This window comes from Plantibacter sp. lyk4-40-MEA-4 (assembly GCF_030209415.1).
Taxonomy (GTDB): Bacteria; Actinomycetota; Actinomycetes; order Actinomycetales; family Microbacteriaceae; genus Plantibacter; species Plantibacter flavus_A.
In genome coordinates, this window is record NZ_JARVSA010000007.1 from 168,486 (window position 1) to 194,702 (window position 26,217).

Consider the following 26,217-nt stretch of genomic DNA (forward strand, 5'->3'; position numbering starts at 1 on the left):
CGCCGCGTGGCGCAGGGTACGAGTAGGTGGGGAGACGGTATGGCGATTCCTGAGTATCGTGCCGGAGTACCCGACGACTGGTTCGTCGATCCGGTCAATCTGGGAGTCCCCGGCGTTCGTCAGCCCGCTGCGGAGGGCGAGGACGACACCCAGCTCTCCTGGCAGACCGATGCGCTGTGCGCGCAAACCGACCCCGAGGCGTTCTTCCCCGAGAAGGGTGGATCCACGCGCGACGCGAAGCGGATCTGCACCAGCTGCGACGTGAAGTCGCAGTGCCTGGAGTACGCGCTCGCGAACGATGAGCGCTTCGGCATCTGGGGCGGCCTCTCCGAGCGCGAGCGCCGGAAGCTGCGCAAACGCGCCGTCTGACGCTCCTTCGAACGCCGACCGAGCCGCTCCCGGCTCACCGGAACGCCGCCGATTCGGGGCGCGCCCGCTCGGTTCCCGCTCTTCCGGCCGCACCCGCTTAGTCTGAATCCGATGTCTCCCCGAGTAACGGCGATTCTCGTGGTGCGCGACGGCTCAGAGCCGCTCGCACGCACGCTCGACGCCCTCCGTGCCCAGACCCGTCCGGCGGACGGGATCATCGCCGTCGCCACCCGCGCGAGTGAGGCGACGATCGAGGAACTCGGCCGCGTCCCCGGCATGAAGCTCGTGACCTCGACCGAGGACCTCAGCTTCGCGCAGGCCGTGGCCGCCGGCGTCCGCGTCACCGATCAGCCGGAGGACGCCGAGCAGATGCTCTGGTTGCTCTCGGAGGACACGGCTCCCGAGCCGACGGCGCTCGCCGCACTGTTGGGTGCCCTCGAGGTCTCACCGTCCGTCGGTGTGGCCGGCCCGAAGATCCTCGACTGGGACGACGCGTCGTTCCTCCGTCGCTACGGCGAGACGATCACCACCCTCGGTGCGGCGGTCCCGGTGGTCGAGGACGAGCTCGACCAGGCCCAGCACGACACGATGAACGACGTGATGGCGGTCGGTCCGGCCGGCATGCTCGTCCGCCATCAGCTGTGGGAACAGTTGGGCGGCTTCGACCAGGCCCTCGTGGCGGACGACGCCCTCGACTTCTGCATCAGGACCCGCCTCGCGGGCTACCTGGTCGCGGTCGTGCCGACGGCGCGGGTCGCCTCCGCGGGTGAAGGCATCGCCGGGCCCTCCTGGTCGAACCGGCTCGGCGCGCGTCGCCGCCGCCACCGTCAGGCCCGCGCCGCACAGCTCCACCGCCGTCTCGTCTATGCGCCCGGGATCATGGTCCCGGTGCACTGGCTCAGCCTCGTGCCCCTCGCCATCCTCCGGGTCATCGGCCACTTCGTGAAGAAGCAACCCGAGCTCGTGTTGGGCGAGCTCTCGGCGGCGTTCGCCGTCGCGTTCTCCGGGACGAAGGTCGGGAGCGCCCGGCGCCAGCTCGCGAAGAACCGGACCTTGGGCTGGTCGAGCATCGCCGGCTTGCGGATGCGACTCGACGAGGTGCGACGCAAACGCGCGCTCGCGCGGGAGGCGACGCAGATCGGCTTCATCGGCGAGGAACGCGACCTCCGCTTCTTCTCCGGCGGAGGCGCCTGGGTCGTCCTCGCCACGGCGGTCATCGGAGCGGCGATCCTCGCCCCGCTCCTCGGCGCCACCTACCTCACCGGCGGGGGACTCCTCCCGCTCTCGGCGACGGTCGGCGACCTCTGGCAGCACATCGGCTTCGGGTGGCGCGACGTCGGCCTCGGGTTCGTCGGTGCCGCCGACCCGTTCAGCGCCGTCCTCGCGGTGCTCGGGACCATCACCTTCTGGCAGCCCTCGTTCTCCCTGGTCCTGCTCTTCCTGCTCGCGTTGCCGCTCTCCGCGCTCGGCGCCTGGTTCGCCGCCACCCGGCTCACGGAGCGCAGCGGACCCCGTGCGGTGGCGGCGCTGCTCTGGGCGCTCGCCCCGACGCTCCTGACGGCGCTGGCCGACGGTCGTCCCGCGGCCGTCATCGTCCACGTCCTGCTGCCCTGGCTGTTCTATGCGGGAGTGGTCGCTTCCCGGTCGTGGGCCGCAGCCGGCACGAGCGCCTTCCTGTTCGCCGCAATCGTCGCGAGCTCGCCCTCCCTCGCCCCGGCGTTGCTCGTCATCTGGCTCGTGGCGATGGTCTTCGCCGGTCGGGGAGTCGCCAGGGTCGGCCTCGTCCCGATCCCCGCCATCGCGCTGTTCGCTCCGCTCATCTGGCAGCAGGGCATCCATCGCAACAACTGGCTCGGACTCCTCGCCGACCCGGGTGTCGCGACGCCTGCGACCGCGGCGTCCGGCTGGCAACTGTCCCTCGGCTTCCCCGGCGGCAGCCTGGGTGGATGGAGCCAGCTCGGTGCGGCGCTCGGGCTGCCGGGTGCGGCTCCCGTGATCGTGGTGCCCGCGCTGCTCGCGCCGCTCGCGATCGTCGCTCTGCTGGCCCTGTTCCTCCCGGGCTCCCGACGGGCCGTCCCATTGCTCATCGCGGCGTTCCTCGGTCTCGTGTCGGCGGTGTTCGCCACGCATCTCCTCCTCGCCTCCGCCGCCGGAACGGCCGTCCCTGTCTGGGCCGGTGCGGCGATCAGCCTGTACTGGCTCGGAATCGTGGGCGCTGCGACCCTCGGCCTCGACCGCATCCCACGGTTCCGGGCGGTCCCGGCGCTCGTCATGGTCATCGCCGCTGCGGTCATCGCCCTCCCACTCGCCCTCGCCCAGCCCCTCGGCACCTCGGTGGTCCGTGAGAGCTCCGGCCGCCAGCTGCCCGCCTATGTGACGGCCGCGACGCAGACCGATCCTCGGCTCGGCACCCTCGTCATCACACCCGGTGACGACGGCACCATCACCGCGGTCGTCATCCGTGGCCAGGGGGAGACGCTCGACGGCCAGTCGACCATCGCCCAGACGGCCCCCGGCGTGTCCTCGGACGACCGCGTCGTCGCCGAGCTCGCCGGCAACCTCGCGTCGCAGAGCGGACTGGACCCGACGGAGACCCTCGTCGAGCACGGCATCGCCTTCGTGCTGCTGTCGCCGGTCGCAGACGGCGAGGAGCAGACGGTGGCGGGTCAGACCGCCGGTCGTGCGGCGAGTGCGCTCGACGCCAACGCAGCGCTGGTCGCCGTCGGTGACACGACGAGCGGGACGCTCTGGCGCACCGTCGCGGACGTCGGCACCGGCCCCGAGCTCCCCACGTCCAACGTGCTCGGCACCCTCATCGGTGTCGGCCTGGGCGTCGTGTTCCTCATCACCCTGCTCCTGAGCATCCCCAACGGTGCGTCCCGCGACGGGTACCGCGCGGGATCCAGGAAGCCGGCGAAGCTGAAGGGCCGTGCCGCTCGTAAGGCGGCCGCGTCCGGGGCGACGGTCGCGGTGATCGACGACGACGCGACCGGCACCTATGACGACGAGGAACCGACCGCCGATCTCGACGACGAGGCGGAGGGATCCGCGTCGGCCGACACCGCCGACGGGTCGACCCGTCCCTCCAAGCCGCGCTGGTGGCGCCGGGGTCAGGCCTCCGCCGGGGCACCCGCTCCCGCGTCGGCACAGGCCGAGGCAGCCGATGACGCCGTGTCGGTCGATGACGCTCCGTCGACCCCCGACGCCGCGTCGGCCGATGACACCGTCGCTCGCGATGGAACCGGGGTGGTGGTGGAAGACGCCGTCGACCCGGACCCCGACGTGACCGGATCGACGCCGGCCGCCGACGCCGTCGTGGACTCGAACACCACGGCCGACCAGGTCCCCGACGAACCGGCGATCGCCACGGGCGATGCCGTCGTGTCCGAGGCGGATCCGAGCGACGCGACCGAGACGACGCCGGATACCGACACCACCCGCCGGGACACCCCGGGAACGGAGCAGCCGCATGCCCAGTAAGCGCGGAGTCGCCATCACCTCCGGTCGGATCGTCACCGGCCTCGTCGGGATCGGGATCGCCGCGGTCACGATCGCAGCGGCCGGGCAACTGCCCCTCCCGACGGTCGAGATCGCCCCTCAGGACATCCGAGTCACTCCGGTGGCCGGCGACCAGTCGGTCGTGTGCCCTGGGCCGCTGCTCGCCCTGGCCCAGGACGCGACGGCCGCCACGGCAGCCGGCTCCTTCGGCCCGGCGAGTGTCGACTTCGGAGCGAACGGGGTGACGCCCACGACGCGTGAGCTGGCCGCACCCGACAACACGAGCGGCGCGGCGGACGGCGGGCCCACGGTGATCACCGTCCCCGGCGCGACCGACGGGACGGTGACCCCACTGAGTGGCGCGCAGTCGCAGATCGCCGCCGAAGCCGAGGTCGCCGGTCTGGCGGCTGCCGCCTGCACGCCGGCCTCGGCCGAGAGCTGGCTCGTCGGCGGGTCGAGCGACATCGGTCGCACCACGCTGGTCCTGCTGAGCAATCCGTCGGCCGTCGATGCGAACGTGACCCTCGAGGTCTTCGGTGCTGCCGGGCGGATCGACGCTCCGGGCGCCGCCGGGATCGTCGTCGCCACCGGCACGCAGCGGGTGATCGCCCTCACCGGCCTCGCGCCCAACGAGCCGACCCCCGTCGTGCACGTGACGAGCGAGGGTGGTCAGGTGGTGGCCGCGCTCCAGCAGAGCACGGTCCGCGTCCTGACCCCCGGCGGCGTGGAGGTCCAGGGGCCGACCGCGTCGCCCTCGACCGACCTCGTGATCCCGGGCGTCGTCGTCACGGCTCCGGCGGCCGCAGGGGCGAGCTCCGACACCGCGTCCGTCGACGACCGGGCCACGGCCCTCAGACTGTTCGCGCCGGGATCCGAGCCCGCCGACGTCGTGATCACCGCCACTCGGGAGAACGCGAAGGACGAGCCGATCGTCATCGACGCCACCATCCAGCCGGGCGTTCCCGGCGAGATCGCCCTGGCCGACCTCCCGGCCGGTGAGTTCTCGCTGGAGGTCACCTCGACCCGACCGGTGGTCGCCGCGGCCAGGACGAACTCGCGCGGCGGAACGCTCGAGGACTTCGCCTGGTTCGGAGCGACGCCCGCACTCGACGACACCGCGGCCTTCACCGTCCCGACCGGGCCGGGGCAGAAGCTCCACGTCTTCAACCCGACCGGCACCGACGCCGAACTCACGTTGACGGGGGCTGACGGCAAGGAGACCACGGCGAAGATCGGGGCAGGCGCGGCGGTGACGCTCGGCGTCGGCTCGGGTCAGAGTTACGTCCTCGCCGGGGGCGACGGCCTCCACGCCTCGATCAGTCTCGCTGCGGCGGGGCGGCTCACATCACTGCCGGTCACACCGCCGAACCCGCTGGCGGCGCCGATCAGCGTCTACCCGCGCTGACCGCGGCGGCCGCGGGTCAGAGGAACCGGTAGCGTTCCGGCCCGAGGTCCCAGGGGTCCTTGCCGAGGAGCTCGGCGACGGCGCGGAACACGCAGCTCTCCACCATCATGCGCTGATGCAGCTCGTCGTTCCGGTGGAGCTTGCTCATCCGCTGGATGGGCAGCCGGTACAGGATGATCCGTCGGCGTGCTCGGTCGACGAACCAACGGTCGACGCCGTCCGTCCCGGAGTTCTGCGCCGGCATCGCGCCGACCTCGAACCGGACGTCGGCGAGTTCGGCGGGCCAGGCTCCGCGGAGGTAGTCGGCGGTGGTGGCGACCGTCAGGTCGAACTGGTCGATCCGGGTGTCGATCGGTGGCACGTCCGGTCCGACGACGCTCGAACGACCGTTGCGACCGTGCCGTGATCGGCGGCGCGAGAGGGCGCCTCGCGTCTCCTCGTCAGCCTGCGCCATGCGTCCAGTCTAGGTGTCGTCGGCGGCCCGGTTCAGACCCGCTCGACCGGCGAGCCGGACGGTGCCGCCGGCGCCCCCGGGCTACGCTGGGGCAAATGGTGGACAGGATGTGTTCGAAGGTCGGCTGCTCGCGCGAGCCCGTAGCGACGCTGACCTATGACTACCGTGACTCGATGGCCGTCCTCGGACCGCTGAGCATCGAGAAGAGTCCACACAGCTACGACCTCTGCTCCATCCATGCCGTACGGCTGAGCGTGCCGCAGGGCTGGAGCGTCGTGAAGCACAGCGTCCTCGGCGACGTCGGCTACGGCTCCTGACCAGCGGCATCCCACCGCGCCGTGCCGATCTCGGGGCCGACATGAAGGTCCACGACGCGTGACGGTCTGCGAGAATGGCGTCATGAGTTCTTCCGCACCGTCTGCCCCCACGACCACCCTGCCCTACAAGGTGGCCGACCTGTCGCTCGCCGAGGCCGGCCGACACCAGCTCCGCCTCGCCGAGAACGAGATGCCCGGCCTGATGGCCCTCCGCGAGGAGTTCGGCGCGAGCCAGCCCCTCGCCGGCGCCCGTATCGCCGGTTCGCTGCACATGACGGTGCAGACCGCGGTGCTCATCGAGACGCTCGTCGCGCTCGGTGCCCAGGTCCGCTGGGCGAGCTGCAACATCTTCTCGACCCAGGACGAGGCGGCGGCCGCCGTCGCAGTCGGTCCGCACGGGACCGTCGAGGCACCGGCCGGTGTGCCGGTCTTCGCCTGGAAGGGCGAGACGCTCGAAGAGTACTGGTGGTGCACCGAGCAGATCTTCGACTGGTCGACCGAAGCGGCCGCGGCCGGAGCCGAGTGGACCGGCCCCAACCTCATCCTCGACGACGGTGGCGACGCGAGCATGCTCGTTCACCAGGGCCGTCGGTTCGAGCTGGCCGGAGCGGTCCCCGACACGACCGACGCCGACAGCCACGAGTACAGCATCGTCCTCGACGTGCTCCGCCGCTCGCTCGCCGGCAGCAGCGACCGCTGGACGAAGGTCGCCGCCGACATCCTCGGCGTGACCGAGGAGACCACCACCGGTGTCCACCGCCTCTACGAGCTGGCGAAGCAGGGTGAGCTGCTGTTCCCCGCGATCAACGTGAACGACTCGGTCACGAAGAGCAAGTTCGACAACAAGTACGGCATCCGGCACTCGCTGCCGGACGGCCTCAACCGCGCGACCGACGTGCTCATCGGTGGCAAGGTCGTCTTCGTCGCGGGCTACGGCGACGTCGGGAAGGGCGCGGCCGAGGCCCTCCGCGGCCAGGGCGCTCGGGTCATCGTCTCCGAGGTCGACCCGATCTGCGCCCTCCAGGCGTCGATGGACGGCTTCCAGGTCGCGACCCTCGAGAGCGTCGCCGACCAGGTCGACATCATCGTGACGTGCACCGGCAACTTCAACGTCGTCACCCTCGACCACATCCTCGCGCTCAAGCACCTCGCGATCGTCTCGAACGTCGGGCACTTCGACAACGAGATCGACATGGCCTCGCTCGAGGCGCTCGAGGGCGCCGAGAAGATCGAGATCAAGCCCCAGGTCCACGAGTGGCGCCTCCCCACGGGGCGCAGCGTCCTCGTGCTCAGCGAGGGACGCCTCATGAACCTCGGGAACGCGACGGGGCACCCCTCGTTCGTGATGAGCAACTCCTTCACGAACCAGGTGCTCGCGCAGCTCGAGCTCTGGACGCGGATCGAGGAGTACCCGATCGGCGTGTACGTGCTGCCGAAGCACCTCGACGAGAAGGTCGCTCGCCTGCACCTCGACGCGCTCGGCGTGCAGCTGACGACGCTCACGGGCGAGCAGGCCGACTACATCGGTGTGCCGGTCGAGGGCCCGTACAAGGTCGACCACTACCGCTACTAGGCGGTGTCGCCGGTTCCCCGCCTCAGCGGTCGGGGAACCGGTGCGGCTGACCGCTCAGCACCGGCTGGAGGAGCGACAGGCGCTGACGGGCTGCGAGCTGGGCCTGGTACTCGCGCTCCCGGCGGATGACGGAGACCCCGACGAGGAACGCCTCCGGCGGAGCGATCGGCAGGGGCGACACGAATCGGGACACCTCTGCCGCGAGTTCGGCCGCCAATCGGGTCCTCGTGGCCGGGGTCAGTGAGCCGGCCTGCTTGAGGAACTGGGTGACGCGCCGCGCCAGCGGGTCGGGCAGTCGGGCCACGTCGGCGCCGCCGGCCCAGGCGGCGAGCTGCGGTGGGATCATCGCGACGGGCTCCACCACCCGCGGCAGACGCTCACGTTGGCTGTAGGTCCCGGCGAGCACGTCGCCCAGACGCTTCGATCGAGCACTGAGCAGGCCGGTGAGTGCGGCGATGCCGCCAGCTGTGGCGTAGATCTCGAAGTACCCGGTGAGGGCCCGGATGAACGCGTGCCGGAAGCCGGGTGCACCCCCGTCGTCCCGGACGATGCGGGCACCGACCACGAGTCTGCCGAGCGACCGTCCGCGGGTGGCGATCTCGACCGCTGCCGGCAGGACGACGAGGCAGAGCACCGTCAGGCCGAGCACGATGGCGGTGAACATCGCGGTGTCCATGGCGACCCCGGACAGGATCCAGGAGAACATCGCGAGCATGAGGCCGACGAACACGAGGATCGACACCACGTAGTCGATGATGGCGCCCGCCGCGCGCAGGATGAACCCCGTGGGCCGCACGTCGAGGGCGACCGCCTCGCCGGTGATCAGCTCGGTGCCGTCGTCCAGCGTCGTCTCGTGCAGCGGGACCCGGGCCGGTTCGGACATGTGCTCCATTCAAGCAGATGCGCGGGGGACCGGCCATGGAGCGCCGCCAACGCGTAGCATGGCTGCGATGGACCTCGACGCCTACTCCGCAGCCCACCGCCAGGAATGGGACCGCCTCGACGCGCTCGGCAAGCAGCGGTTCTTCAGCGGGCCGGAGGCCGATGAGCTGATCGACCGCTATCAAGCCGGGGCGACCCAGCTCTCCGCGATCAAGACGACGGCCGGATCGACCCTCGTCGGCGACCGCCTCTCGGTGTCGCTGTCGCGGGCGCGCCTCCGGTTCACCGGGGCCAGTGCGAACGTGTTGTCGAGTGTCCCGCGGTTCTTCGTCCTGGCGCTGCCGGCCGCGCTCTACCGGGTCCGGTGGGTGACTCTCGCGGTCGCGGTCGCGACGGTCGTCATCGCGACCCTGTACGCCGTGTGGATCGCCGGCAACCCGCAGGTCCTCGCGAACCTCGGGACCGACGCCCAGCTCAAGCAGTACGTCGAGGACGACTTCGTCGCCTACTACTCCGACAACCCGGCTGCGAGCTTCGCCGGCCAGGTGTGGACGAACAACGCGTGGATCGCGGCGCAATGCGTGGCGTTCGGCATCAGCGGCGTCTGGGTCCCGTACATCATCGTCACCAACGCCCAGGGGGTCGGGCAGGCCGCAGGGGTGATGTTCGCCTACGGCAAGGGTGACGTGTTCTTCGAGTACATCCTCCCGCACGGCATGCTCGAGCTCACGGCGGTGTTCGTCGCGGCAGCGGCGGGTCTCCGCATCTTCTGGGCCTGGGTGGCACCAGGGCCACGGACGAGGGGCCAGGCGCTTGCCGAGGAGGGCCGAGCGCTGTTCACGATCGCCATCGGGCTGGTGATCGTGCTCTTCGTCTCGGGGCTCGTCGAGGGCTTCGTGACGCCGGCACCGTGGCCGTGGGCGATCAAGATGCTCATCGGCGGGGGAGCGCTCGCCGCGTTCCTGACCTACATGTGCTGGTGGGGCGGTCGCGCGTACCGCTCGGGGGAGCGCGGCGACCTGGCTGAGTTCGAGGCCGGCGCGAAGCGGATCGTCGCCGGCTGACGGCTACTCGCCGGCTTCGGATCGTGCGCGGCGCTCGGCGTTCCTCGCGTTGACCCGGGCGTTCTCGGCGTTCACCTCGGCGTGGACGGCACGCTCCTGCACGAGCCATGCAGGCAGCGTGCGGAGCAGCTCCTGGATCTGTTCGGTGGTCAACGCCTCGGTGATCTCGGCGCGAGCCAGACCGGAGGTCGACACGCCCAGCTTGCGGGCGACGACGTCGCGCGGGTGCGGTCCGTTCTTGCGGAGCTCGACGAGCCAGTCCGCCGGGTTCGCCTGCAGTTCGAGGAACGCCGACCGCGTGATCGGCTCCTCCTGGAACGACGCCGGGGTCGCCGGCAGGTAGACCCCGAGCTTCTTCGCCGCGGTCGCCGGTTTCATGATCTGTTCGCTCGCACCCATCCGCTCAGCGTACCTCGCTGCGGTGTCCTCGCCCAACCGGCCGGATCACCCGTCGACTGAGCTGCAGTAGTGTGGCAAGCCGAGCAGTGGAGGCTTCGATGGACAGGCAGGACGATCAGGTCGACGGGATCGAGATCGGCGACGACGGGATCGGCGCCGACACGGTGCCGGAGATCGTCCCGCCGGCGCTGACCGTCGCCTACGCACGCGGCGTGAACCCGGGGAAGTGGGCGCGCATCTGGAGCGAGCGCCGTCCGGACGACGAACTCCGCCTGATCCGGGTGGACCTCGACGAGCAGCGAGCGGTCCTGGCCTCCGGTGCAGCGGACGTCGTGCTCGCCCGGGTCCCGATCGACCATGACGGGCTGAACACGATCGCCCTGTTCGAGGAGCTCCCCGTCGTCGTCTTCGCCAAGGGCGCTGCGCTCGGAGCCGAGGACACGGTCGGGATGGCCGCGCTCGCCGACGAGCAGCTGATCATGACGCCGCTCGTCCTCGAGTGGGCCGAACGTGCCGCCGCGCTCGGGTTCGACGTCTCGGCGGCGCCGTTGACCGACGACCCGGAGGCCGCGGTCGAGCTGGCCGCGTCCGAGGTCGGAATCGTCGTGGTCCCGCAGTCGGTCGCGCGACTGCACCAGCGGAAGGACGTGGAGTACCGTCCGATCGCCGATCTTCCATCCATCCCGGTCGTGCTGGTGTGGCCTCAGGACCGCGAGGACGAAGCCGTGGAGGAGTTCATCGGCATCGTGCGCGGACGCACGGCCAACAGTTCGCGACGGTCCGCCCCGACCGAGCAGGCCGCCGCTCCTGCACCGCAGCAGGCCGCGAGACGACGGAAGAAGCCGAAGGCCGGCTCGACCCAGGGCACCGCCGCCGGGACGAGCCGGGGCGCCCAGCTCGCCGCGCGGAAGGCCAAGCAGGAGGAGCTCGCCCGGGAACGCCGCAAGAAGCGCAAGGGCCGCTGATCCGTTCTCCCGGGTCCCGCCGGCACGCGGAGGGACCCCGTCGATCGGCGACGGATCGGGTCAGAGTCGACCGGAGGCCTTGAGCGCGATGTAGGCGTCGGCGAGCGCCGGAGGCAGGGTCTCGGGTGAACCGGTGACGACGTCGGCCCCGAGCTGTCTGATCGCCGCCGACACGCGTTCGATGTCGAGCAGGGCGCGTTCGGCCGCAGCGGCGCGGTACACGGTCTCGCGGTCGCCGCGGTCGCGCGTGGCCTCGAGGGTCGCCGGGTCGACGACGCTCGTCACGACCACCGTGTGGCGCTGCGTGAGCTGGGGGAGGACGGCGAGGAGCCCGCGCGCGGCCCCGGGGGCGTCGATCGAGGTCTGCAGGACGACGAGGGCGCGCTGGTTCGTGATCTGTCTGACCTGGCCGGGGACGGCGTCCCAGTCGGTCTCGATGAGTTCCGGGTCGACGAGCGCCATCGCGTCGACCATCCTCGAGAGGAGTTCGGCACCGGTCGCGCCCTGGACGCGACCACGCACCCGCCGGTCGTAGGCGAGATAGTCGATGCGGTCCCCGGCTCTCGTGGCGAGCGCGGCCAACAGGAGCGCGGCTTCGAACGCCGTGTCGATGCGCGGCTCATCGGCGATGCGGGCAGCCGAAGTGCGGCCGGTGTCGGTGACGATGACGACCCGGCGGTCACGCTCGGGCCGCCAGGTGCGGATCATGACGTCGCCGCGTCGTGCCGTGGCACGCCAGTCGATCGAACGCACGTCGTCACCTCGCACGTATTCGCGGAGGGAGTCGAACTCGGTGCCCTGACCGCGGACCATGACGCTCGTCGCGCCGTCGAGTTCGCGGAGGCGTGCGATCCGGCTCGGGAGGTGCTTCCGGGAAGTGAACGCCGGCAGGACCCGGAGGTGCCCGGCGCTGTTCAGCGTCGCCTGTCGAGCGAAGAGACCGAGCGGACCGAACGACCGCACCGTGACCTGGGACACCCGTCGCTCGCCCCGACGGAACGGGGTGAGCACCAGGCTGAGGCTCCGCCGCTCACCGGGCGGGAGGTCGACGCGGAGCCGCTCGGTGGGCGCGCCGGCCGATGGTTGCCAGGCGTCGCGCACCAGCGCCCGGACGCGGCGACGTCCTCGGTTGGTGAGGAAGAGGGTGCTCGTCGCCGAGTCACCGAGCCTGACCCGGGACGGCAGCTGCCGCTGCAGGACGATGTCCCGAGGCGAACCGGCGACCGCCAGGTCGAGCGCTCCGAGCGCGGCGGCGAGCACGAGCCACGCGATGAACGCCGGAGCGGCGTCGCCCGTGAGCACGCCGAGCACCACGATCGGCACGATGCCGAACGCGACGAGCGCGACGAACCTCCCGGTGACGGCCATCTAGATGGGCACCTGCACCTGCTGCATGATCGAGCGCAGGATCGCGTCGACCGAGACACCCTCGAGCTCGGCCTCGGGTCGCAGCTGCATGCGGTGGCGCCACACCGGGAGGACCATCGTCTGCACGTGGTCGGGGGTGATCGACTGGTAGCCGCTCAACCAGGCCCAGGCCTTCGCCGACGCGAGGAGGGCGGTCGTCCCTCGGGGGCTGACGCCGAGCCGGACGGACGGGCTGCGCCGCGTGGCGCGCGCGAGGTCGACGATGTAGGCGAGGACGTCGGCGCTGGCACCCACGCGTCCGACCTCGAGCTGCGCCGCCCGCAGATCGGCCGCGCCCATGACCGGCAGGACACCCGCAGCCGTGAGGTCGCGCGGGCTGAACCCGGCGGAATGCCGCCGGAGCACCTCCACCTCGACGTCGCGTTCGGGCACGTCGAGGACGAGCTTCAGCAGGAAGCGGTCGAGCTGCGCCTCGGGGAGTGTGTAGGTGCCCTCGTACTCGATCGGGTTCTGCGTGGCGGCCACGATGAACGGGTCCGGGAGCGGGAGGGAACGGCCGTCGACGCTGACCTGGCGCTCCTCCATCGCCTCCAGCAGGGCGGACTGGGTCTTCGGGGGCGTGCGGTTGATCTCGTCGGCCAGCAGGATGTTCGTGAACACCGGGCCCTCGCGGAACTCGAACTCCCCGGTCTTGGCGTCGTAGACGAGGGAGCCCGTGACGTCGCCGGGCATGAGGTCGGGCGTGAACTGCACACGCTTCGTGTCCAGACTGAGCGCGTGGCTGAGTGATCGGACGAGCAGCGTCTTCGCGACGCCGGGCACACCCTCGAGGAGCGCGTGGCCCTTGGCGAGGAGCGCGATGACGAGCCCGGTGACGGCGGCGTCCTGACCCACGACGGCCTTGCCGACCTCGACGCGGACCTGGGCGAGTGCTCGCCGGAGGTCGTCCGGGTTCGGTGCGGTGGATCCTGGCACGGGGGCGTCGGTCATGGATGGTTCCTTCCGGTGAGGTCCGTGGCGCGCGCGACGGCGGCTTCGAGATCGAGCAGGTGATCGGACAGGGAGACGAGCTCGGCGTCGCTCGTCGGTACGGCGTCGAGCAGGACGGACCGCACGTGCCGAGGGTCGAGTCCGGCGAGTCCGGCGACCGTGTCGGCGACCTCGACGACCGAGGCGTGGCGCGAGAGGCCCACGGCGACCGCGAGGCGGGACACGGTGCCGATCCGCAGCGCGTCCAGCGCCCGCTGACGGTTGCCGGACCGCTGGTAGAGGCGTGCGCGCCCCTCCATCGTCTCGCTCGCACGGACCGCGACGGGCAGGTCCTCGATGACGAGCGGGCCGAAGCGCCGCCCGCGCCAGAACATGGCCAGGATCGCCGTGATGATGACGGTGCCGGTGACCCCGGCGACCCAGCTCGGCGTCAGCGCGTCGAGGCTCGGGGGGCCGGTGACGGGCACGTCGGCGAGGCTCGGCAGGTACCAGACCAACTGCTCGGTCGAGCCGAGCAGGCCGAGCGCGAGGGCGGCGTTCCCCGCACGGTCGACGACGTCGTTCGTCAGGGCGTCGGCCGAGCCGAGGAGCACCCGTGCGCCGTCCGCCTGCGTCACGACCGCGCTCCCGCCGCTGTCGGCCGTGAAGCAGCCCTCGGCGTCGGTGGTCGTGTACAGCGTCCAGCCACCGGTGACCGTCCCCGCCCGCTCGGCGGTGGGGTCGCCGCAGTCGGACGACAGGACGTCGGAGGCATCCGAGCTGCCCGCGAACGAGACGCCGGGGAACAGGGTGCGGAGCGCCGCGGCCCGGGGGGTGACGACGACGAGTCCGGCGTCGGCGTCGCCCAACCGCTCGAGCTGCGAGGCGTCGAGCAGCCCGCTGGGATCGAACAGGAGGACGGTGCTGTCGGTGTCCTCGACCGCCTCGAGCGTCGCATCGAGCGTGGTGGTCTCCGTCACGGTGACGCCCTCCTGACGGAGCACCTGCGCGAGCGCGCGTCCGCCGTTCGGGGTCTGGTTGCCCGGACTGAGCAGCGCCGCGTCGATCGACGCGCCTCGCGTCGCGAACATGAGCACGAGGGCGATCCCGACCGCGAAGACCGCCGCGATGATCCAGAACCGGTTCCGTCGCAGCCGGGTCCGCAGCCGTGGTGTGGCGACGTCGGGCTCGGGCTGCCCATGTTCCGTGGGCTTCGTCGTGAGCGTCACCGGACCAGCTCCTCGGGGTCGGCGAGGAGTTGCGGCGCGGCGACGGAGAGCCGCGTGTCGAGTGCTTCGAGCTCCCGGTACTGTGCCTCGGTACCCGTCGCCTCGAGGTAGCGGACGGCGTCGAAGACGTCCGCGGCCTCCGCGAGCGCGCGCCCGTCCTGCGGGAACGCGGCCGCCGCCCTGGCGGCGAAACCGTGCGCCGTCGTGCCGGGGGTGACCACGACGATCGTCCGCTCGGACAGTCCGCGAGCGATCGCCCGATACAGCTCCTGGAGCGCGAGTGTCCAGTCGCCGGCCGCGGCGGCGGTCCTCGCGTCCTGACGCAACCGCTCGGCGGTCCGATCGTCGCGTTCGCCGAAGAGGTCGAGCTGACGGGCGCTCCGCCGGTTGAGGCGGGGGAGGCCCCACACGATGAACGCGATGACGATCCCGACGACGACCACGGTCATCGCGATGATCGGGAACAGGCCGGTGAAGGGGCCCTCACCCGGTACCCGGAGGGAGTTCACCCAGTCCCAGAACGCCTTCGACACGATGTCCCACAACGACGGTTGCGCCGTCTGGTACTCGGGCTTCGACAGCTCACGCTGCAGGAGGTCCCGGGCGCCCGGTGCATCCGGGACGAGCGGGACGTCGAGGCGCGACGCGAAGAACAGCGGGCTCATCGGATCGCTTTGCCCCCGGCGGCGGCGTCGAAGGGGTTGTCGACCGTCTCGCGACCGCCCGCGCGCGCCTCGACGAACCGCGCGAGGTCGAGGTCGAGCCCCTCCTTGCGCATCCGCAGGTCGACATAGATGACCGCCGACGTGGCACTGATGACGACGACCGTGATCGCGCCGATGATGACGGAGACGAGCAGGGACAGGCCCTGCGCTGCGATGGTGGCGACGATCATGGTCGCCTCCGAGTCCACCCCGACGAACAGCACGGGGACGAGACTCGCGAGCAGGCTGATCGGGGTCGCGACGACCTGCGACGCGACGCTGACGACCGATGAGACGAGGAACTGGACGCCGAAGGTCCGCCAGAAATAGCCGTCGGTCAGACGCCAGGAGCGAGCGAGCGAGGGGAACACCCTGCCGTTCTCGAGGACGATGATGCTCGGTGTGAGGGAGAACTTCGTCCCGAGCCACACGGAAGCGGCGATCAGGACGAGCAGGGCGCCGATGCCCATGACCACCGTCAGGACCACGCCCGCGGTCCCGCCGAGACCGGTCAGCACGAATCCGAGGCCCACGGCGACGGCGATGAACACCGTCACGACACCGATCAGGAGGAAGGTGTACCCGATGAGCGGCAGGAAGCGCGCTTTCGTGCGCCGCCAGAGCACGCCGAGTGGCAGCTTCTCGCCGAGGGTGCCGCGAGCGACCTCTTGCGCGATGATGCCCTGCAGGATCGCGCTACCGGCGATCGAGACCGCCACCGGGATGAGGAAGGACAGGATGATGGCCGTGATGGCCCCGGCGCTGATGGCGTCCTCTTCGCCAGGGGCCGCCTGCGACAGCCGGCTCAGCGAGAGCCAGGTGACGACGCCGACGATGACGAGGGAGAGGACGGCGGTGAGACCCTGCAGCAGCAGGGCGCTCCCGAACGTCGCCTTCGGGTTGCGGCGCAGCACGAGGAAGGGCGCGCCGAACAGATCGCTGAAGGACAGCGGCCGGAGCGGGATGAGCCCCGGCTTCGGCGGTGGTGCCCATCCCTGCTGGGGACCCGGGGCCCAGGACGCACCGGTCGCGTAGGGATTCGCGTCGTAGGCGGCGGTCGGAGCCGAGGGAGGGGTCCCGTACCCGGGCTGCTGAGCCTGAGGGTACGGCTGGGTGTACTGGGGCGGGACCTGCTGCGGATACGGCTGCTGGCCGTATCCCGGCTGTGGGTACGCCGCCTGCGCCGGATACCCGGGCTGCTGCGGGTATCCCTGCTGCGCCGGATACCCGGGCTGCTGCGGGTATCCCTGCTGCGGCGGATAGCCGGGTTGCTGTGGGGCTCCCTGTGGGACTAGCGGCGGAGAGCCGGGCTGCTGCGGATACCCCTGCTGCGGTGGGGACGGCTGCGGTGGGGACGGCTGCGGTGTCGCCTGCTCCGGCGCCACCGGCTGCTGTGGCCCCTGCGGCGTCGCCCACGGGTTCGGATCCTGATCGCCCATCTCGCCCCCGGCTCGCTGTTCCGTGTCCATCAGCAACACCCCCTCGCCGTCTCGAACCCCTCCATGTTGTCACACCGAGCCTGCCCGCGACCGGCGGTTCGGCGGTTCTCCTGGACACTTCGACTACGCTGAGGCGAGACGTAAGGACACCGGTCAGGCAGCGCGGCCGGCCGGTCACACCCGAGACGGAGCTATGAACGCACGCATTCTCGTCGTCGACGACGACACCGCACTCGCCGAGATGATCGGCATCGTGCTGCGCACCGAGGGCTTCGAGCCGTCGTTCTGCGCGGACGGCGGCGGCGCGCTCCAGGCGTTCCGCGACACCAAGCCCGACCTCGTCCTCCTCGACCTCATGCTCCCGGGGATCGACGGGATCGAGGTGTGCCGCCTGATCCGTCAGGAGTCCGGCGTCCCGGTCATCATGCTGACCGCGAAGTCCGACACCGCGGACGTGGTGAAGGGGCTCGAGTCCGGCGCCGACGACTACATGGTGAAGCCGTTCAACCCGAAGGAGCTCGTCGCCCGGATCCGCACGCGGCTGCGCGCGCCGGCCGCCGACCTCGCGGAGACCCTCCGCATCGGCGACCTCACCGTTGACGTCGCGGGCCACGAGGTCCGTCGCGCCGACGGCGTCATCGGGCTCACGCCGCTGGAGTTCGACCTCCTCCTCGCACTGGCCAGCAAACCCCAGCAGGTCTTCACCCGCGAGATGCTGCTCGAACAGGTCTGGGGATACCACTACAAGGCCGACACCCGACTCGTGAACGTCCACGTGCAGCGGCTCCGCGCCAAGGTCGAGGAAGACCCCGACAACCCGAAGATCGTCATGACGGTGCGTGGCGTCGGATACCGCGCCGGCGCGGTCACCGGCTGATCCGACATGGCCTCCCGACTCGCCGGCTGGGCGGCCGACTGGCGGCTGTGGCGGAGGTGGCCGCAGCAGGTGCGCTCGCAGTGGCGGCGCTCGCTGCAGTTCCGGACGGTCGCCATCACGGTCGGCCTCTCGGGACTCGCCATCCTCCTGACCGGCGCATACCTCTCGTTCAGCATCGGCAACGACCTCTTCCAGTCCCGGCTGCAGCAGGCGCTCGGCGGCTCCGGTCGCGCCATCGCGTCCGCGCAGAGCATCCTCGACGCGTCCGACGCCAGCGAGCGGGTCGCCCTGCAGCAGCTCATGGGGACCGTGCGGACCGATCTCCAGACGACGTCCGGCAGCAGCCTCATCGCCGCCTACCGAGCACCGGGCCAGGACTTCAGTCAGGTCACACCCCCGGGCTTCGAGTCGCCGGGGCTCGGCGGCGGTGTCATCTCCGACGCGCTGACCGAGGCGGTCCGGGCCGACCCGGACACCCTCCAATGGCAGTCGGTCACCCTCACCGCGGCCGACGGCTCGTCGACGGCCGGCATCGTCGTGGGCTCGGAGGTCTCGATGCCGACCGCCGGCTCCTACGAGATCTACCTCGGCTACGACCTGAGCGAATCGGAGCAGACGCTCGGCTTCGTGCAACGGACCCTCTTCGTCGCGGGCGTCGGCCTCATGATCCTCGTCGGTGGTGCCGCGTGGTTCATCGTCCGCTTCGTCGCGACACCGATCCGGTCCGCCGCCGAGACGAGTCAACGTCTCGCCGGCGGTGACCTGGACGTGCGGATGCCCGAGAAGGGCGAGGACGAGCTCGCCATCCTCGCCCGCTCCTTCAACGGGATGGCCGCCAGCATGCAGAAGCAGATCAAGGAACTCGCGGAGCTCTCGCTCGTGCAGCAACGGTTCGTCTCGGACGTCTCGCACGAGCTGCGCACGCCCCTGACGACCATCCGCCTGGCCGGCGACGTGCTCTACGACCAGCGCGACTCCTTCCCACCGGCCACCGAGCGGACGGCCGAACTCCTCCACGACCAGGTCGGGCGGTTCGAGATCCTGCTGGCCGATCTGCTGGAGATCAGCCGCTACGACGCGGGCAGCATCGAACTCGAATTGGAACCGACGAGTCTCGTCCATCTCGCCGAAGAGGTCGTGGAGGAGCTCCGCCCGCTCGCGGAGCCCACCGGTTCGGACCTCCGGATCGTCGCACCGGGTGGCTACTCTGCGGTCCCGATGGACCCTCGGCGTATCCGGCGGATCGTGCGCAACCTCGTCGGCAACGCCATCGAGCACGGCGAGGGCAAACCGATCGTGGTGTCGGTGGACAGCAACGAGTCCTCGGTCGCGATCGCGGTGCGCGACTACGGCCAGGGCATGACGCGCGAGGCGACCGAGCGCGTGTTCGACCGCTTCTGGCGCGCGGACCCGTCGCGCAAGCGCACCATCGGCGGGACCGGGCTCGGGCTCGCGATCTCCCTCGAGGACGCGGTCCTGCACGAGGGGTGGCTGGAGGTCTGGTCGGAGCCCGCCGCCGGCTCGTCCTTCCGCCTCACCATCCCACGCGAACCCGGGACGGAGATCGTCCGCTCGCCCATCAGCCTGCCGCCCGACGATGCGATCGAGTCCATCGTCGACGAGCTCACCGCGCCGACGACCCGCTCACTCCCGACCGTGCGATCGACGGACGACGACAAGGAGGATGCTCGTGGTTGACGTCCCCGCACGATCGCCGAGACGACGGTCCGCAGTACGTCGGATCGCTGCGGCGGCGCTGCCGATGCTCCTCGTGGTGGTGCTCACCGCCTGCGTGGGCATCCCGCGGGGCGGTTCCGTGCAGGACGGCGGCACGGTCGAGGGGGACGGCGGCGACGTCGACGTCAACTTCATCGCGCCGGGCCCCGCCGAGGGGGCGACGCCGGAGCAGATCCTCCGGGGCTTCATCGACGCCGCCGCGAGCCCGCAGAACAACTACGAGATCGCGCGGGAGTTCCTCGCACCGGCGCTCCGGTCCGACTGGGATCCCGACGCCGGAGTGACCATCGACCAGGGCGGCCGCACGTTCGCCCCGGTCGCCGACACGGTGCAACTCACCGTCAGCCCCGTCGCGGCGGTCGATGATCGGGGTGAGTACCGCGAATCGGGGAACTCGTCGCCGCTCAGCTGGACCTACTCCTTCGAGCAGGTGCGGGGGGAGTGGCGCATCGCGGCTGCTCCGCCTGGCATCGTCCTCGAGTCCTCGACGTTCGCCGACGTCTTCGCGGCGTACTCCCTGAGCTACTTCGACCCGAGTTTCACCCGACTCGTCCCCGACCAGCGCTGGTTCCCCTCGCGAGCGTCGACCGCGACGAGGATCGTCGGGGCGCTCCTCGACGGACCGGCCGAATGGTTGAAGGGCGCGGTGGCGACGGCGTTCCCCGAGGGGACCTCGCTCACGAGTGACGCCGTTCCGGTCGAGGCAGGGACCGCGCGCGTGGACCTGACCAAACCGGCCCTGCAGGCGGACGCGGTCACCCTCCAGCGGATGCAACTCCAACTGAGCAGCAGCCTGGTGCAGCTTTCGGGCAGCGTCGGCGGGGTCGCCGCCGTCTCGAACGTCGCGATCACCGTCGTGGGCAACTCCACGCAGACGGTCTCGCCGCTGTCGCTCGCCGCACCACGCGTCGACCCCCGGGCACTCGTCCAGCGCGGGGACGAGTTCGGCTTCGCCTCGGGGAACCGGCTCGAGGCCGTGCCGGGGATATCGGCGGCGGTCGTGGCGGCCGGGGCCGACGCGGCCGTGTTGTCCGCCGACCATGACCAGGCCGCGGTCCGTTCCGCCGCCGGCGTCACGGTGATCCAGGCGGACGGCGACGTCCGGCTCGTCGACAACCGCCCGGGCCTCCTCCCGCCGACGATGGACCCGTTCGGCTTCACCTGGACGGTCCCGGCAGCGGCGCCGTCCGCACTGCTCGCGCACGACGCCGCGGGTGGCACGGTGCAGGTCGCGACGAGCTGGACCGGCGCGTCCACGATCGATTCGATCCAGGTGTCCCGGGAGGGAACGCGCCTCGTCGCGCTGCTCAGGGACGGGACGCAGTCGCGGCTCGTGGCCGCCGCGATCATCCGCGGTGACCGGAACGCGCCGTTGCGACTCGGCGACCCGGTGGAGCTCCGGGTGATGTCCACGGAGGCGACGACCGTCACCTGGGTCGACGACATCACGGTCGCCGTCCTGCTGGGCGGCGGTGACGGGACGACGATCGTCACGCAGCAGATCGGCGGCCGCTCCGCGCCCGTGCCCAAGCTGGCGGACGTCACGAACCTGGTCGGGGGCAACGGACCGACGCAACTGCGCGCCCTCACGAGTGACGGCCGGCTGCTGTTGCCCCGTGGATCGAGCTGGCAGGAGGCGGGCAGCGACGTCCGGTTCATCGCGACCCAGCTGGGGTCGCCGGACTGAGTGAGCGCGCTCCACAGCGCGTCCGAAGTCCCGGAGCCGTCTGCGTCTCGGACGATGCGCCACCGGACGCGCTGCGTGGGCGTGACCATCGGATGATGCGATCCTCGTCGAGTCGAAGTGCGCCCCTCGCTCATGTCCGCGAAGCCTGCCTGGACGCGTGGGCCCTGCTGGTCCCGGTCACGTGCGCCGGATGCGGTGCGCCGGACCGTGGGCTGTGCGACGACTGCCTCGGGCGGCTGGTCCGGCCGGCGGCCTCCGACGACGATGCCCACCTCGTGCGGTGGAGCGATGCGGGCGGTACCCCCGGTCTCGCCGCCCGTCGGTACGACGAGTTCGTCGGCGCCGTCCTCCTCGCCTACAAAGAGGACGCCCGGACCGGCCTCGTCCGACCGCTGGCCGCCGCGCTCGAACCGGCGTTCCGGTCCGCCGTGCTCGAGGCGAGCCGGGCGATGGGCGGCGTCTCGCCGGAGATCGCGACGATCCCGGCCAGGCGATGCGCCGCCCGCGAGCGGGGCTTCCATCCGGTGGAGCAGCTCGTGCGTCGGCTCGGCACCAGACCGTCGCGCCCGCTGCGGTGGGCACGGCAACCAGCCGACCAGCGGGACTTCGGCCGGGCTGAGCGTCTGGAGAACCTCGCCGGGGCACTGGTCGCGGCGCGGCGGCTCGACGGACGCCGCTTCCTCCTCGTGGAGGACGTCGTCACGACGGGGGCCACCGTCGGGGAGGCCGTTCGGGCGATGCGCGACGGTGGTGGTCTCGTGGTCGGTGTCGTGGCCCTCGCCAGGGTCGGACCGTGAACGGACGGCGGGTCACGAGGCCGGAAGATGAACGTTCCCTGAACGCCGCTGATGACTTCCGCAGGCTCGGGCACTACGGTGGCAGAACGGCGTGAAAGGACCGCCCGGGACCGGGTGGTCAGCCGGATGAGGAGGTCGAACGTGGATATCAACATCGTCGGACTTGGACTCGGCATCACCGATCGGTTCCGCGAGTACGCGACCGAGAAGGCGGAGAAGGTCGCCCATCTGGTCGAGCAGGCGCAGTCGCTCGACATCAAGGTGTCCCGCCATCACGACGCCAACGGGCGCAAGGGCGAGGACCGTGTCGAGCTGACGCTCGTCGGCCCCGGACCGTTGGTTCGTGCGGAGTCGACCGGCTCCGACAAGTACGTGGCCTTCGATCTCGCGATCGCGCGGATGCTCGAGCGCGTCCGCCGCTCGAAGGACCGCAAGAAGGAGCACCGTGGCAAGCACCGCACCTCCTTGCACGCCGCCAGCAGCGAGGGGTTCAGCGGCGTCGACATCACCCCTGCCGCACCGGAGCTGCTCGAGCAGGTCGCGACCGGCAGCGTCGCGACGCTGACCCACGAGGACGAGGAGCAGGAGGCGTACTCGCCGGTCGTCATCCGCACGAAGGAATTCCCAGCGGAGTGGATGAGCGTCGAGGACGCCGTCGACCGCATGGAACTCGTCGGCCACGACTTCTTCCTGTTCATCGACGCCTCGTCGGAGCGGGCGAGCGTCGTGTACCGCCGCAAGGGTTGGGACTACGGCGTGATCAGCCTCGAGGACGGCTCGAACTAGCGTCCTGCACCCCGACCGACGCGGTCGCCCGGTTCGCCGGGCGGCCGCGTCGTGGCATGTCGGTGCCGACCTCGAAGACGGCGTCGTGCACGCGCAGGCGTGCCGAGGTCGCCTCGAGCCAGTCGAGCTCGGCCAGGGAGCGTCGCCGTCTGGCTTCGAGCCCGATCCACGCGATGTCACCCTGCGGCGTCGGGGGGAGCACCGAGAGGTCCTCGTCGAGCTGCTGCACGAGATCGAGTGCCCACGCGCGTTGGACGGCGATGACCCCGAACACGTCGACGCCCTCGAGCGACGCCGCGAGGGCGACCTTGTTCGGGAGTTCGTCCCGAGAGGCACTCGCCGTGACGGGTGTCGCCCACCACCGTTCGAGGACGTCGCGCCCGTCGGCGGTGATGCGGTAGAAGACATGCCCCTGTGCGTCCACGGCGGCGCGCTCGACGAGCCCGTCCCGCTCGAGACGATCGAGGGTCGCATAGGCCTGGCCGACGTTGAGCGGTGTGTCGGGCGTCGTCCGCCGGTCGAACTCGCCACGCAGACGGTACCCGTAGTCGTCACCGAGCGCGAGGATCGCGAGCAGACCGTGCTTGACCGACATCGAACCTCCATGAATTACCTACGCGGTAGGGTGTCGCCAGCCTAGTGAGCCGTCCGTCCCGCACTGCGGCGGCGCTCCGTCGACATCCGTCCGCCCCTCGATACACAGCGTCCACTCAAGGGACTCCCCGCTAACATGTTCAGAGGACTGCCCCGTTCTGGTGCACCCCGTCCGTTCCGGTCAGTCGACCAGGACGGAGATCAGGAACACGTAATGGAGAGCAATTCGTGGCCTCACCACTTGAGAAGATCCTTCGCGTCGGCGAAGGTCGCATCCTCCGGAAGCTGACCAGCCTCACGAAGGCGGTCAATGCCCTCGAGGACGACTTCACGGAGTTGAGCGACGAGGAGCTGAAGAGCGAGACCGTCGAGCTGCGCGAGCGCTTCGAGAACGGCGAGACCCTCGACGACCTCCTCCCCGAAGCCTTCGCGGCGGTGCGCGAAGCTGCACGCCGCACGATCGGCATGCGTCACTTCGACGTCCAGATCATGGGTGGCGCCGCGCTCCACCTCGGCAACATCGCCGAGATGAAGACCGGTGAGGGCAAGACGCTCGTCGCGACCCTTCCGGCCTACCTGAACGCCATCGCCGGCAAGGGCGTGCACATCGTCACGGTGAACGACTACCTCGCGTCGTACCAGTCGGAGATCATGGGGCGCGTCTTCCGTGCGCTCGGCATGACGACCGGCGTGATCGTCGAGGGGCAGACGCCGGAGCAGCGCCGCGAGCAGTACGCGGCCGACATCACCTATGGTACGAACAACCAGTTCGGCTTCGACTACCTCCGCGACAACATGGCGTGGCAGGCCAAGGACATGGTCCAGCGCGGTCACTTCTTCGCCGTCGTCGACGAGGTCGACTCCATCCTCATCGACGAGGCACGGACCCCGCTCATCATCTCCGGGAAGGCCTCCGGTGAGGCGAACCGCTGGTTCCAGGAGTTCGCCCGGCTCGCGGTACGACTCGAGCCCGGTGAGGACTTCGAGGTCGACGAGAAGAAGCGCACCGTCGGCGTGCTCGAGCCCGGCATCGAGAAGGTCGAGGACTACCTCGGCATCGACAACCTCTACGAGTCCGCCAACACCCCGCTCATCTCCTTCCTGAACAACGCGATCAAGGCCCGCGCGCTCTTCAAGAAGGACAAGGACTACGTCGTGATGAACGGCGAGGTGCTCATCGTCGACGAGCACACCGGTCGCATCCTGGTCGGACGTCGCTACAACGAGGGCATCCACCAGGCGATCGAGGCCAAGGAGGGCGTCGCCGTCCAGGCCGAGAACCAGACCCTCGCGACCGTGACGCTCCAGAACTACTTCCGTCTCTACGAGAAGCTGTCCGGCATGACCGGTACGGCCGAGACCGAGGCGGCGGAGTTCATGTCGACGTACAAGCTCGGCGTCGTCCCGATCCCGACCAACCGCCCCATGCAGCGCATCGACCAGTCGGACCTCGTGTACAAGAACGAGGAGGCGAAGTTCGCACAGGTCGTCGAGGACATCGTCGAGCGCCACGAGCAGGGCCAGCCGGTCCTCGTGGGCACGACGAGCGTCGAGAAGAGCGAGTACCTGTCGCGGCTCCTCGCCAAGAAGGGCGTCAAGCACGAGGTCCTCAACGCGAAGAACCACGCGCGTGAAGCCGCGATCATCGCCCAGGCCGGCCGACTCGGCTCGGTCACCGTCGCCACCAACATGGCCGGTCGTGGAACCGACATCATGCTCGGCGGCAACGCCGAGTTCCTCGCCGTCGCGGAGATGAACGCCAAGGGCCTCAGCCCGATCGACACCCCCGAGGAGTACGAGGCCGCGTGGGACGAGGTCTTCACCGAGGTGAAGGCAGCGGTCAAGGAGGAGGCCGACAAGGTCATCGACGCCGGTGGACTCTACGTCCTCGGTACCGAACGCCACGAGTCGCGCCGCATCGACAACCAGCTGCGCGGTCGCTCCGGTCGTCAGGGAGACCCGGGCGAGAGCCGGTTCTACCTGTCCCTCACCGACGACCTCATGCGCCTCTTCAACGCCGGAGCCGCGGAGAGCCTCATGGGGCGCCAGAACGTGCCCGACGATCTCGCGATCGAGTCGAAGATCGTGAGCCGCGCGATCCGCAGTGCCCAGTCGCAAGTCGAGGCGCGGAACGCGGAGATCCGCAAGAACGTGCTCAAGTACGACGACGTCCTCAACCGGCAGCGTGAGGCGATCTACTCCGACCGCCGCCACATCCTCGAGGGAGACGACCTCCACGATCGTGCGCAGCAGTTCCTGGAGAGCGTCGTCGACGACGTCCTCGACGAGCACACCGGCGAGGGTAACGGCGACGACTGGGACTTCGACGCACTCTGGGCAGAACTGAAGACGCTCTACCCCGTCGGCCTGACGATCGACGAGGTCGTCCAGGAGGCTGGGACGAAGGGGCGGATCAACCGCGACTTCATGCGCCGCGAGATCCTCTCCGACGCCAAACTCGCCTACACCAACCGCGAGGAGTCGCTCGGTGCCCCGGCGATGCGCGAGCTCGAGCGCCGCGTCGTCCTCCAGGTGATCGACCGCCGCTGGCGCGACCACCTGTACGAGATGGACTACCTGAAGGACGGCATCGGTCTCCGGGCCATGGCGCAGCGCGATCCGCTGGTCGAATACCAGCGTGAGGGCTACGCGATGTTCCAGCAGATGATGGGCCAGATCCGTGAGGAGAGCGTCGGCTTCCTGTTCAACCTCGAGGTCGAGGTCGCCGGCGAGGTCGATGCCGGCACGGCCGCACCGGCGATCACGGCCAAGGGCCTCACGCAGGAGACCCCCGACACCGAGAAGCTCAGCTACTCCGCACCGACCGAGCAGGGCGGGGTCGAGGTCCGCAACCAGCGCGGGCAGATCGAGAAGGCGGCCACCGAACGCGCACAGCGCCTCCAGCAGACGAACCGTCCCGCCGGCGATGCGGCTCCCGCGACGAAGGCGGCCCCGGCCGCGAAGGCGTCGCGCGGGGCCTTCGGTCAGCAGTCAGAAGCCCCTGCGGCTGCTCCGAGCAACCGTTCGGACCGTCGCAAGCAGGGCAAGAAGAAGTAGGCCCACGCCGGCACGAAACGGGAGCCCTCCGGACCATGGTGACATCG

At 70.5% G+C, this 26,217-nt stretch carries 22 protein-coding genes; 13 read left to right on the plus strand and 9 right to left on the minus strand.

The window, feature by feature from the left end:
- Nucleotides 1-39 precede the first annotated feature (39 nt).
- The 3 genes from QRN44_RS14065 (at nucleotide 40) to QRN44_RS14075 (ending at nucleotide 5,272) form a co-directional block, all read left to right on the plus strand.
- Nucleotides 40-369, plus strand: coding sequence for a WhiB family transcriptional regulator (locus QRN44_RS14065; RefSeq protein ID WP_079002812.1), 330 nt, complete (start codon nucleotides 40-42; stop codon nucleotides 367-369).
- Between the two features lie 111 nt (nucleotides 370-480).
- Complete coding sequence (locus tag QRN44_RS14070; protein ID WP_285039431.1) at nucleotides 481-3,849, plus strand: glycosyltransferase; 3,369 nt, start codon at nucleotides 481-483, stop codon at nucleotides 3,847-3,849.
- Complete coding sequence (locus tag QRN44_RS14075; RefSeq protein ID WP_121291867.1) at nucleotides 3,839-5,272, plus strand: DUF5719 family protein; 1,434 nt, start codon at nucleotides 3,839-3,841, stop codon at nucleotides 5,270-5,272. The genes QRN44_RS14070 and QRN44_RS14075 overlap by 11 nt, the downstream gene beginning before the upstream one ends.
- Nucleotides 5,273-5,288: 16 nt before the next feature.
- Here QRN44_RS14075 and QRN44_RS14080 read toward each other — a convergent pair whose 3' ends face one another.
- Complete coding sequence (locus QRN44_RS14080; protein WP_064295223.1) at nucleotides 5,289-5,726, minus strand: metallopeptidase family protein; 438 nt, start codon at nucleotides 5,724-5,726, stop codon at nucleotides 5,289-5,291.
- 107 nt (nucleotides 5,727-5,833) lie between these two features.
- Here QRN44_RS14080 and QRN44_RS14085 point away from each other — a divergent pair, with 107 nt between their 5' ends.
- Both QRN44_RS14085 and ahcY read left to right on the plus strand, forming a co-directional pair.
- Nucleotides 5,834-6,043: a DUF3499 family protein gene (locus tag QRN44_RS14085; protein ID WP_369808449.1), complete on the plus strand. Its 210-nt coding sequence runs from the start codon at nucleotides 5,834-5,836 to the stop codon at nucleotides 6,041-6,043.
- Between the two features lie 82 nt (nucleotides 6,044-6,125).
- Entirely contained in the window at nucleotides 6,126-7,616 is a 1,491-nt protein-coding gene (gene ahcY / locus QRN44_RS14090; RefSeq protein WP_285025859.1) for an adenosylhomocysteinase, read from the plus strand.
- A 22-nt stretch (nucleotides 7,617-7,638) separates the two neighbouring features.
- Here ahcY and QRN44_RS14095 read toward each other — a convergent pair whose 3' ends face one another.
- Nucleotides 7,639-8,499 carry an RDD family protein gene (locus QRN44_RS14095; RefSeq protein ID WP_085513390.1) on the minus strand — a complete coding sequence of 287 codons (861 nt, stop codon included), beginning with the start codon at nucleotides 8,497-8,499 and terminating at the stop codon, nucleotides 7,639-7,641.
- 67 nt (nucleotides 8,500-8,566) lie between these two features.
- Between QRN44_RS14095 and QRN44_RS14100 the strand changes: the two genes are divergently transcribed.
- Complete coding sequence (locus QRN44_RS14100; RefSeq protein ID WP_285039432.1) at nucleotides 8,567-9,562, plus strand: stage II sporulation protein M; 996 nt, start codon at nucleotides 8,567-8,569, stop codon at nucleotides 9,560-9,562.
- A 3-nt stretch (nucleotides 9,563-9,565) separates the two neighbouring features.
- Here QRN44_RS14100 and QRN44_RS14105 read toward each other — a convergent pair whose 3' ends face one another.
- Nucleotides 9,566-9,961 carry a DUF5997 family protein gene (locus QRN44_RS14105; RefSeq protein WP_056012681.1) on the minus strand — a complete coding sequence of 132 codons (396 nt, stop codon included), beginning with the start codon at nucleotides 9,959-9,961 and terminating at the stop codon, nucleotides 9,566-9,568.
- Nucleotides 9,962-10,059: 98 nt separating this feature from the next.
- On the opposite strand from QRN44_RS14105, the gene QRN44_RS14110 reads away from it, so the two are divergent.
- Nucleotides 10,060-10,926, plus strand: a complete 867-nt coding sequence (locus QRN44_RS14110) for a LysR family substrate-binding domain-containing protein (RefSeq protein WP_285039433.1) — start codon at nucleotides 10,060-10,062, stop codon at nucleotides 10,924-10,926.
- A 60-nt stretch (nucleotides 10,927-10,986) separates the two neighbouring features.
- Here QRN44_RS14110 and QRN44_RS14115 read toward each other — a convergent pair whose 3' ends face one another.
- Genes QRN44_RS14115 through QRN44_RS14135 form a run of 5 tightly spaced genes read right to left on the minus strand, consistent with a single transcriptional unit; the run spans nucleotide 10,987 to nucleotide 16,665 of the window.
- A complete protein-coding gene (locus QRN44_RS14115; protein ID WP_121291864.1) occupies nucleotides 10,987-12,294 on the minus strand; it encodes a DUF58 domain-containing protein in 1,308 nt (435 codons plus the stop codon).
- The gene (locus QRN44_RS14120; RefSeq protein ID WP_121291863.1) at nucleotides 12,295-13,284 is read right to left on the minus strand and encodes an AAA family ATPase; all 990 of its coding nucleotides are present in this window, start codon (nucleotides 13,282-13,284) and stop codon (nucleotides 12,295-12,297) included. It abuts the gene before it with no gap.
- Nucleotides 13,281-14,492, minus strand: a complete 1,212-nt coding sequence (locus QRN44_RS14125; protein WP_285039434.1) for a DUF4350 domain-containing protein — start codon at nucleotides 14,490-14,492, stop codon at nucleotides 13,281-13,283. The genes QRN44_RS14120 and QRN44_RS14125 overlap by 4 nt, the downstream gene beginning before the upstream one ends.
- On the minus strand, nucleotides 14,489-15,157 hold the full coding sequence (locus QRN44_RS14130; RefSeq protein WP_285039435.1) for a DUF4129 domain-containing protein: 669 nt from the start codon (nucleotides 15,155-15,157) through the stop codon (nucleotides 14,489-14,491). Before QRN44_RS14130 ends, QRN44_RS14125 begins: the two co-directional genes overlap by 4 nt.
- Nucleotides 15,154-16,665 carry a DUF7847 domain-containing protein gene (locus tag QRN44_RS14135; RefSeq protein ID WP_285039436.1) on the minus strand — a complete coding sequence of 504 codons (1,512 nt, stop codon included), beginning with the start codon at nucleotides 16,663-16,665 and terminating at the stop codon, nucleotides 15,154-15,156. Before QRN44_RS14135 ends, QRN44_RS14130 begins: the two co-directional genes overlap by 4 nt.
- A gap of 163 nt (nucleotides 16,666-16,828) precedes the next feature.
- Between QRN44_RS14135 and mtrA the strand changes: the two genes are divergently transcribed.
- The 5 genes from mtrA (at nucleotide 16,829) to hpf (ending at nucleotide 22,519) form a co-directional block, all read left to right on the plus strand.
- Complete coding sequence (gene mtrA / locus QRN44_RS14140) at nucleotides 16,829-17,512, plus strand: MtrAB system response regulator MtrA (protein ID WP_064295232.1); 684 nt, start codon at nucleotides 16,829-16,831, stop codon at nucleotides 17,510-17,512.
- A 6-nt stretch (nucleotides 17,513-17,518) separates the two neighbouring features.
- The gene (gene mtrB, locus QRN44_RS14145) at nucleotides 17,519-19,210 is read left to right on the plus strand and encodes an MtrAB system histidine kinase MtrB (RefSeq protein WP_064295233.1); all 1,692 of its coding nucleotides are present in this window, start codon (nucleotides 17,519-17,521) and stop codon (nucleotides 19,208-19,210) included.
- Entirely contained in the window at nucleotides 19,203-20,936 is a 1,734-nt protein-coding gene (locus QRN44_RS14150) for an LpqB family beta-propeller domain-containing protein (protein WP_285039437.1), read from the plus strand. The genes mtrB and QRN44_RS14150 overlap by 8 nt, the downstream gene beginning before the upstream one ends.
- A gap of 275 nt (nucleotides 20,937-21,211) precedes the next feature.
- The gene (locus QRN44_RS14155) at nucleotides 21,212-21,733 is read left to right on the plus strand and encodes a ComF family protein (protein WP_285039438.1); all 522 of its coding nucleotides are present in this window, start codon (nucleotides 21,212-21,214) and stop codon (nucleotides 21,731-21,733) included.
- A gap of 141 nt (nucleotides 21,734-21,874) precedes the next feature.
- On the plus strand, nucleotides 21,875-22,519 hold the full coding sequence (hpf, locus tag QRN44_RS14160; protein WP_064295235.1) for a ribosome hibernation-promoting factor, HPF/YfiA family: 645 nt from the start codon (nucleotides 21,875-21,877) through the stop codon (nucleotides 22,517-22,519).
- On the opposite strand, the gene QRN44_RS14165 is transcribed toward hpf, so the two are convergent.
- The gene (locus tag QRN44_RS14165) at nucleotides 22,494-23,114 is read right to left on the minus strand and encodes a PadR family transcriptional regulator (RefSeq protein ID WP_285039439.1); all 621 of its coding nucleotides are present in this window, start codon (nucleotides 23,112-23,114) and stop codon (nucleotides 22,494-22,496) included. The two genes, hpf and QRN44_RS14165, sit on opposite strands and share 26 nt — an antisense overlap.
- Nucleotides 23,115-23,341: 227 nt before the next feature.
- Here QRN44_RS14165 and secA point away from each other — a divergent pair, with 227 nt between their 5' ends.
- On the plus strand, nucleotides 23,342-26,170 hold the full coding sequence (secA, locus tag QRN44_RS14170; RefSeq protein ID WP_064295237.1) for a preprotein translocase subunit SecA: 2,829 nt from the start codon (nucleotides 23,342-23,344) through the stop codon (nucleotides 26,168-26,170).
- The last annotated feature ends 47 nt before the right edge of the window (nucleotides 26,171-26,217 follow it).

Excerpts from the sequence above, each read along its gene's own strand:
- QRN44_RS14065 (WP_079002812.1), top strand. The coding sequence starts at position 40 with ATGGCGATTCCTGAGTATCGTGCCGGAGTACCCGACGACTGGTTCGTC.
- QRN44_RS14070 (WP_285039431.1), top strand. The coding sequence starts at position 481 with ATGTCTCCCCGAGTAACGGCGATTCTCGTGGTGCGCGACGGCTCAGAG.
- QRN44_RS14075 (WP_121291867.1), top strand. The coding sequence starts at position 3,839 with ATGCCCAGTAAGCGCGGAGTCGCCATCACCTCCGGTCGGATCGTCACC.
- QRN44_RS14080 (WP_064295223.1), bottom strand. The coding sequence starts at position 5,726 with ATGGCGCAGGCTGACGAGGAGACGCGAGGCGCCCTCTCGCGCCGCCGA.
- QRN44_RS14085 (WP_369808449.1), top strand. The coding sequence starts at position 5,834 with ATGTGTTCGAAGGTCGGCTGCTCGCGCGAGCCCGTAGCGACGCTGACC.
- ahcY (WP_285025859.1), top strand. The coding sequence starts at position 6,126 with ATGAGTTCTTCCGCACCGTCTGCCCCCACGACCACCCTGCCCTACAAG.
- QRN44_RS14095 (WP_085513390.1), bottom strand. The coding sequence starts at position 8,499 with ATGTCCGAACCGGCCCGGGTCCCGCTGCACGAGACGACGCTGGACGAC.
- QRN44_RS14100 (WP_285039432.1), top strand. The coding sequence starts at position 8,567 with ATGGACCTCGACGCCTACTCCGCAGCCCACCGCCAGGAATGGGACCGC.
- QRN44_RS14105 (WP_056012681.1), bottom strand. The coding sequence starts at position 9,961 with ATGGGTGCGAGCGAACAGATCATGAAACCGGCGACCGCGGCGAAGAAG.
- QRN44_RS14110 (WP_285039433.1), top strand. The coding sequence starts at position 10,060 with ATGGACAGGCAGGACGATCAGGTCGACGGGATCGAGATCGGCGACGAC.
- QRN44_RS14115 (WP_121291864.1), bottom strand. The coding sequence starts at position 12,294 with ATGGCCGTCACCGGGAGGTTCGTCGCGCTCGTCGCGTTCGGCATCGTG.
- QRN44_RS14120 (WP_121291863.1), bottom strand. The coding sequence starts at position 13,284 with ATGACCGACGCCCCCGTGCCAGGATCCACCGCACCGAACCCGGACGAC.
- QRN44_RS14130 (WP_285039435.1), bottom strand. The coding sequence starts at position 15,157 with ATGAGCCCGCTGTTCTTCGCGTCGCGCCTCGACGTCCCGCTCGTCCCG.
- QRN44_RS14135 (WP_285039436.1), bottom strand. The coding sequence starts at position 16,665 with ATGGACACGGAACAGCGAGCCGGGGGCGAGATGGGCGATCAGGATCCG.
- mtrA (WP_064295232.1), top strand. The coding sequence starts at position 16,829 with ATGAACGCACGCATTCTCGTCGTCGACGACGACACCGCACTCGCCGAG.
- mtrB (WP_064295233.1), top strand. The coding sequence starts at position 17,519 with ATGGCCTCCCGACTCGCCGGCTGGGCGGCCGACTGGCGGCTGTGGCGG.
- QRN44_RS14165 (WP_285039439.1), bottom strand. The coding sequence starts at position 23,114 with ATGTCGGTCAAGCACGGTCTGCTCGCGATCCTCGCGCTCGGTGACGAC.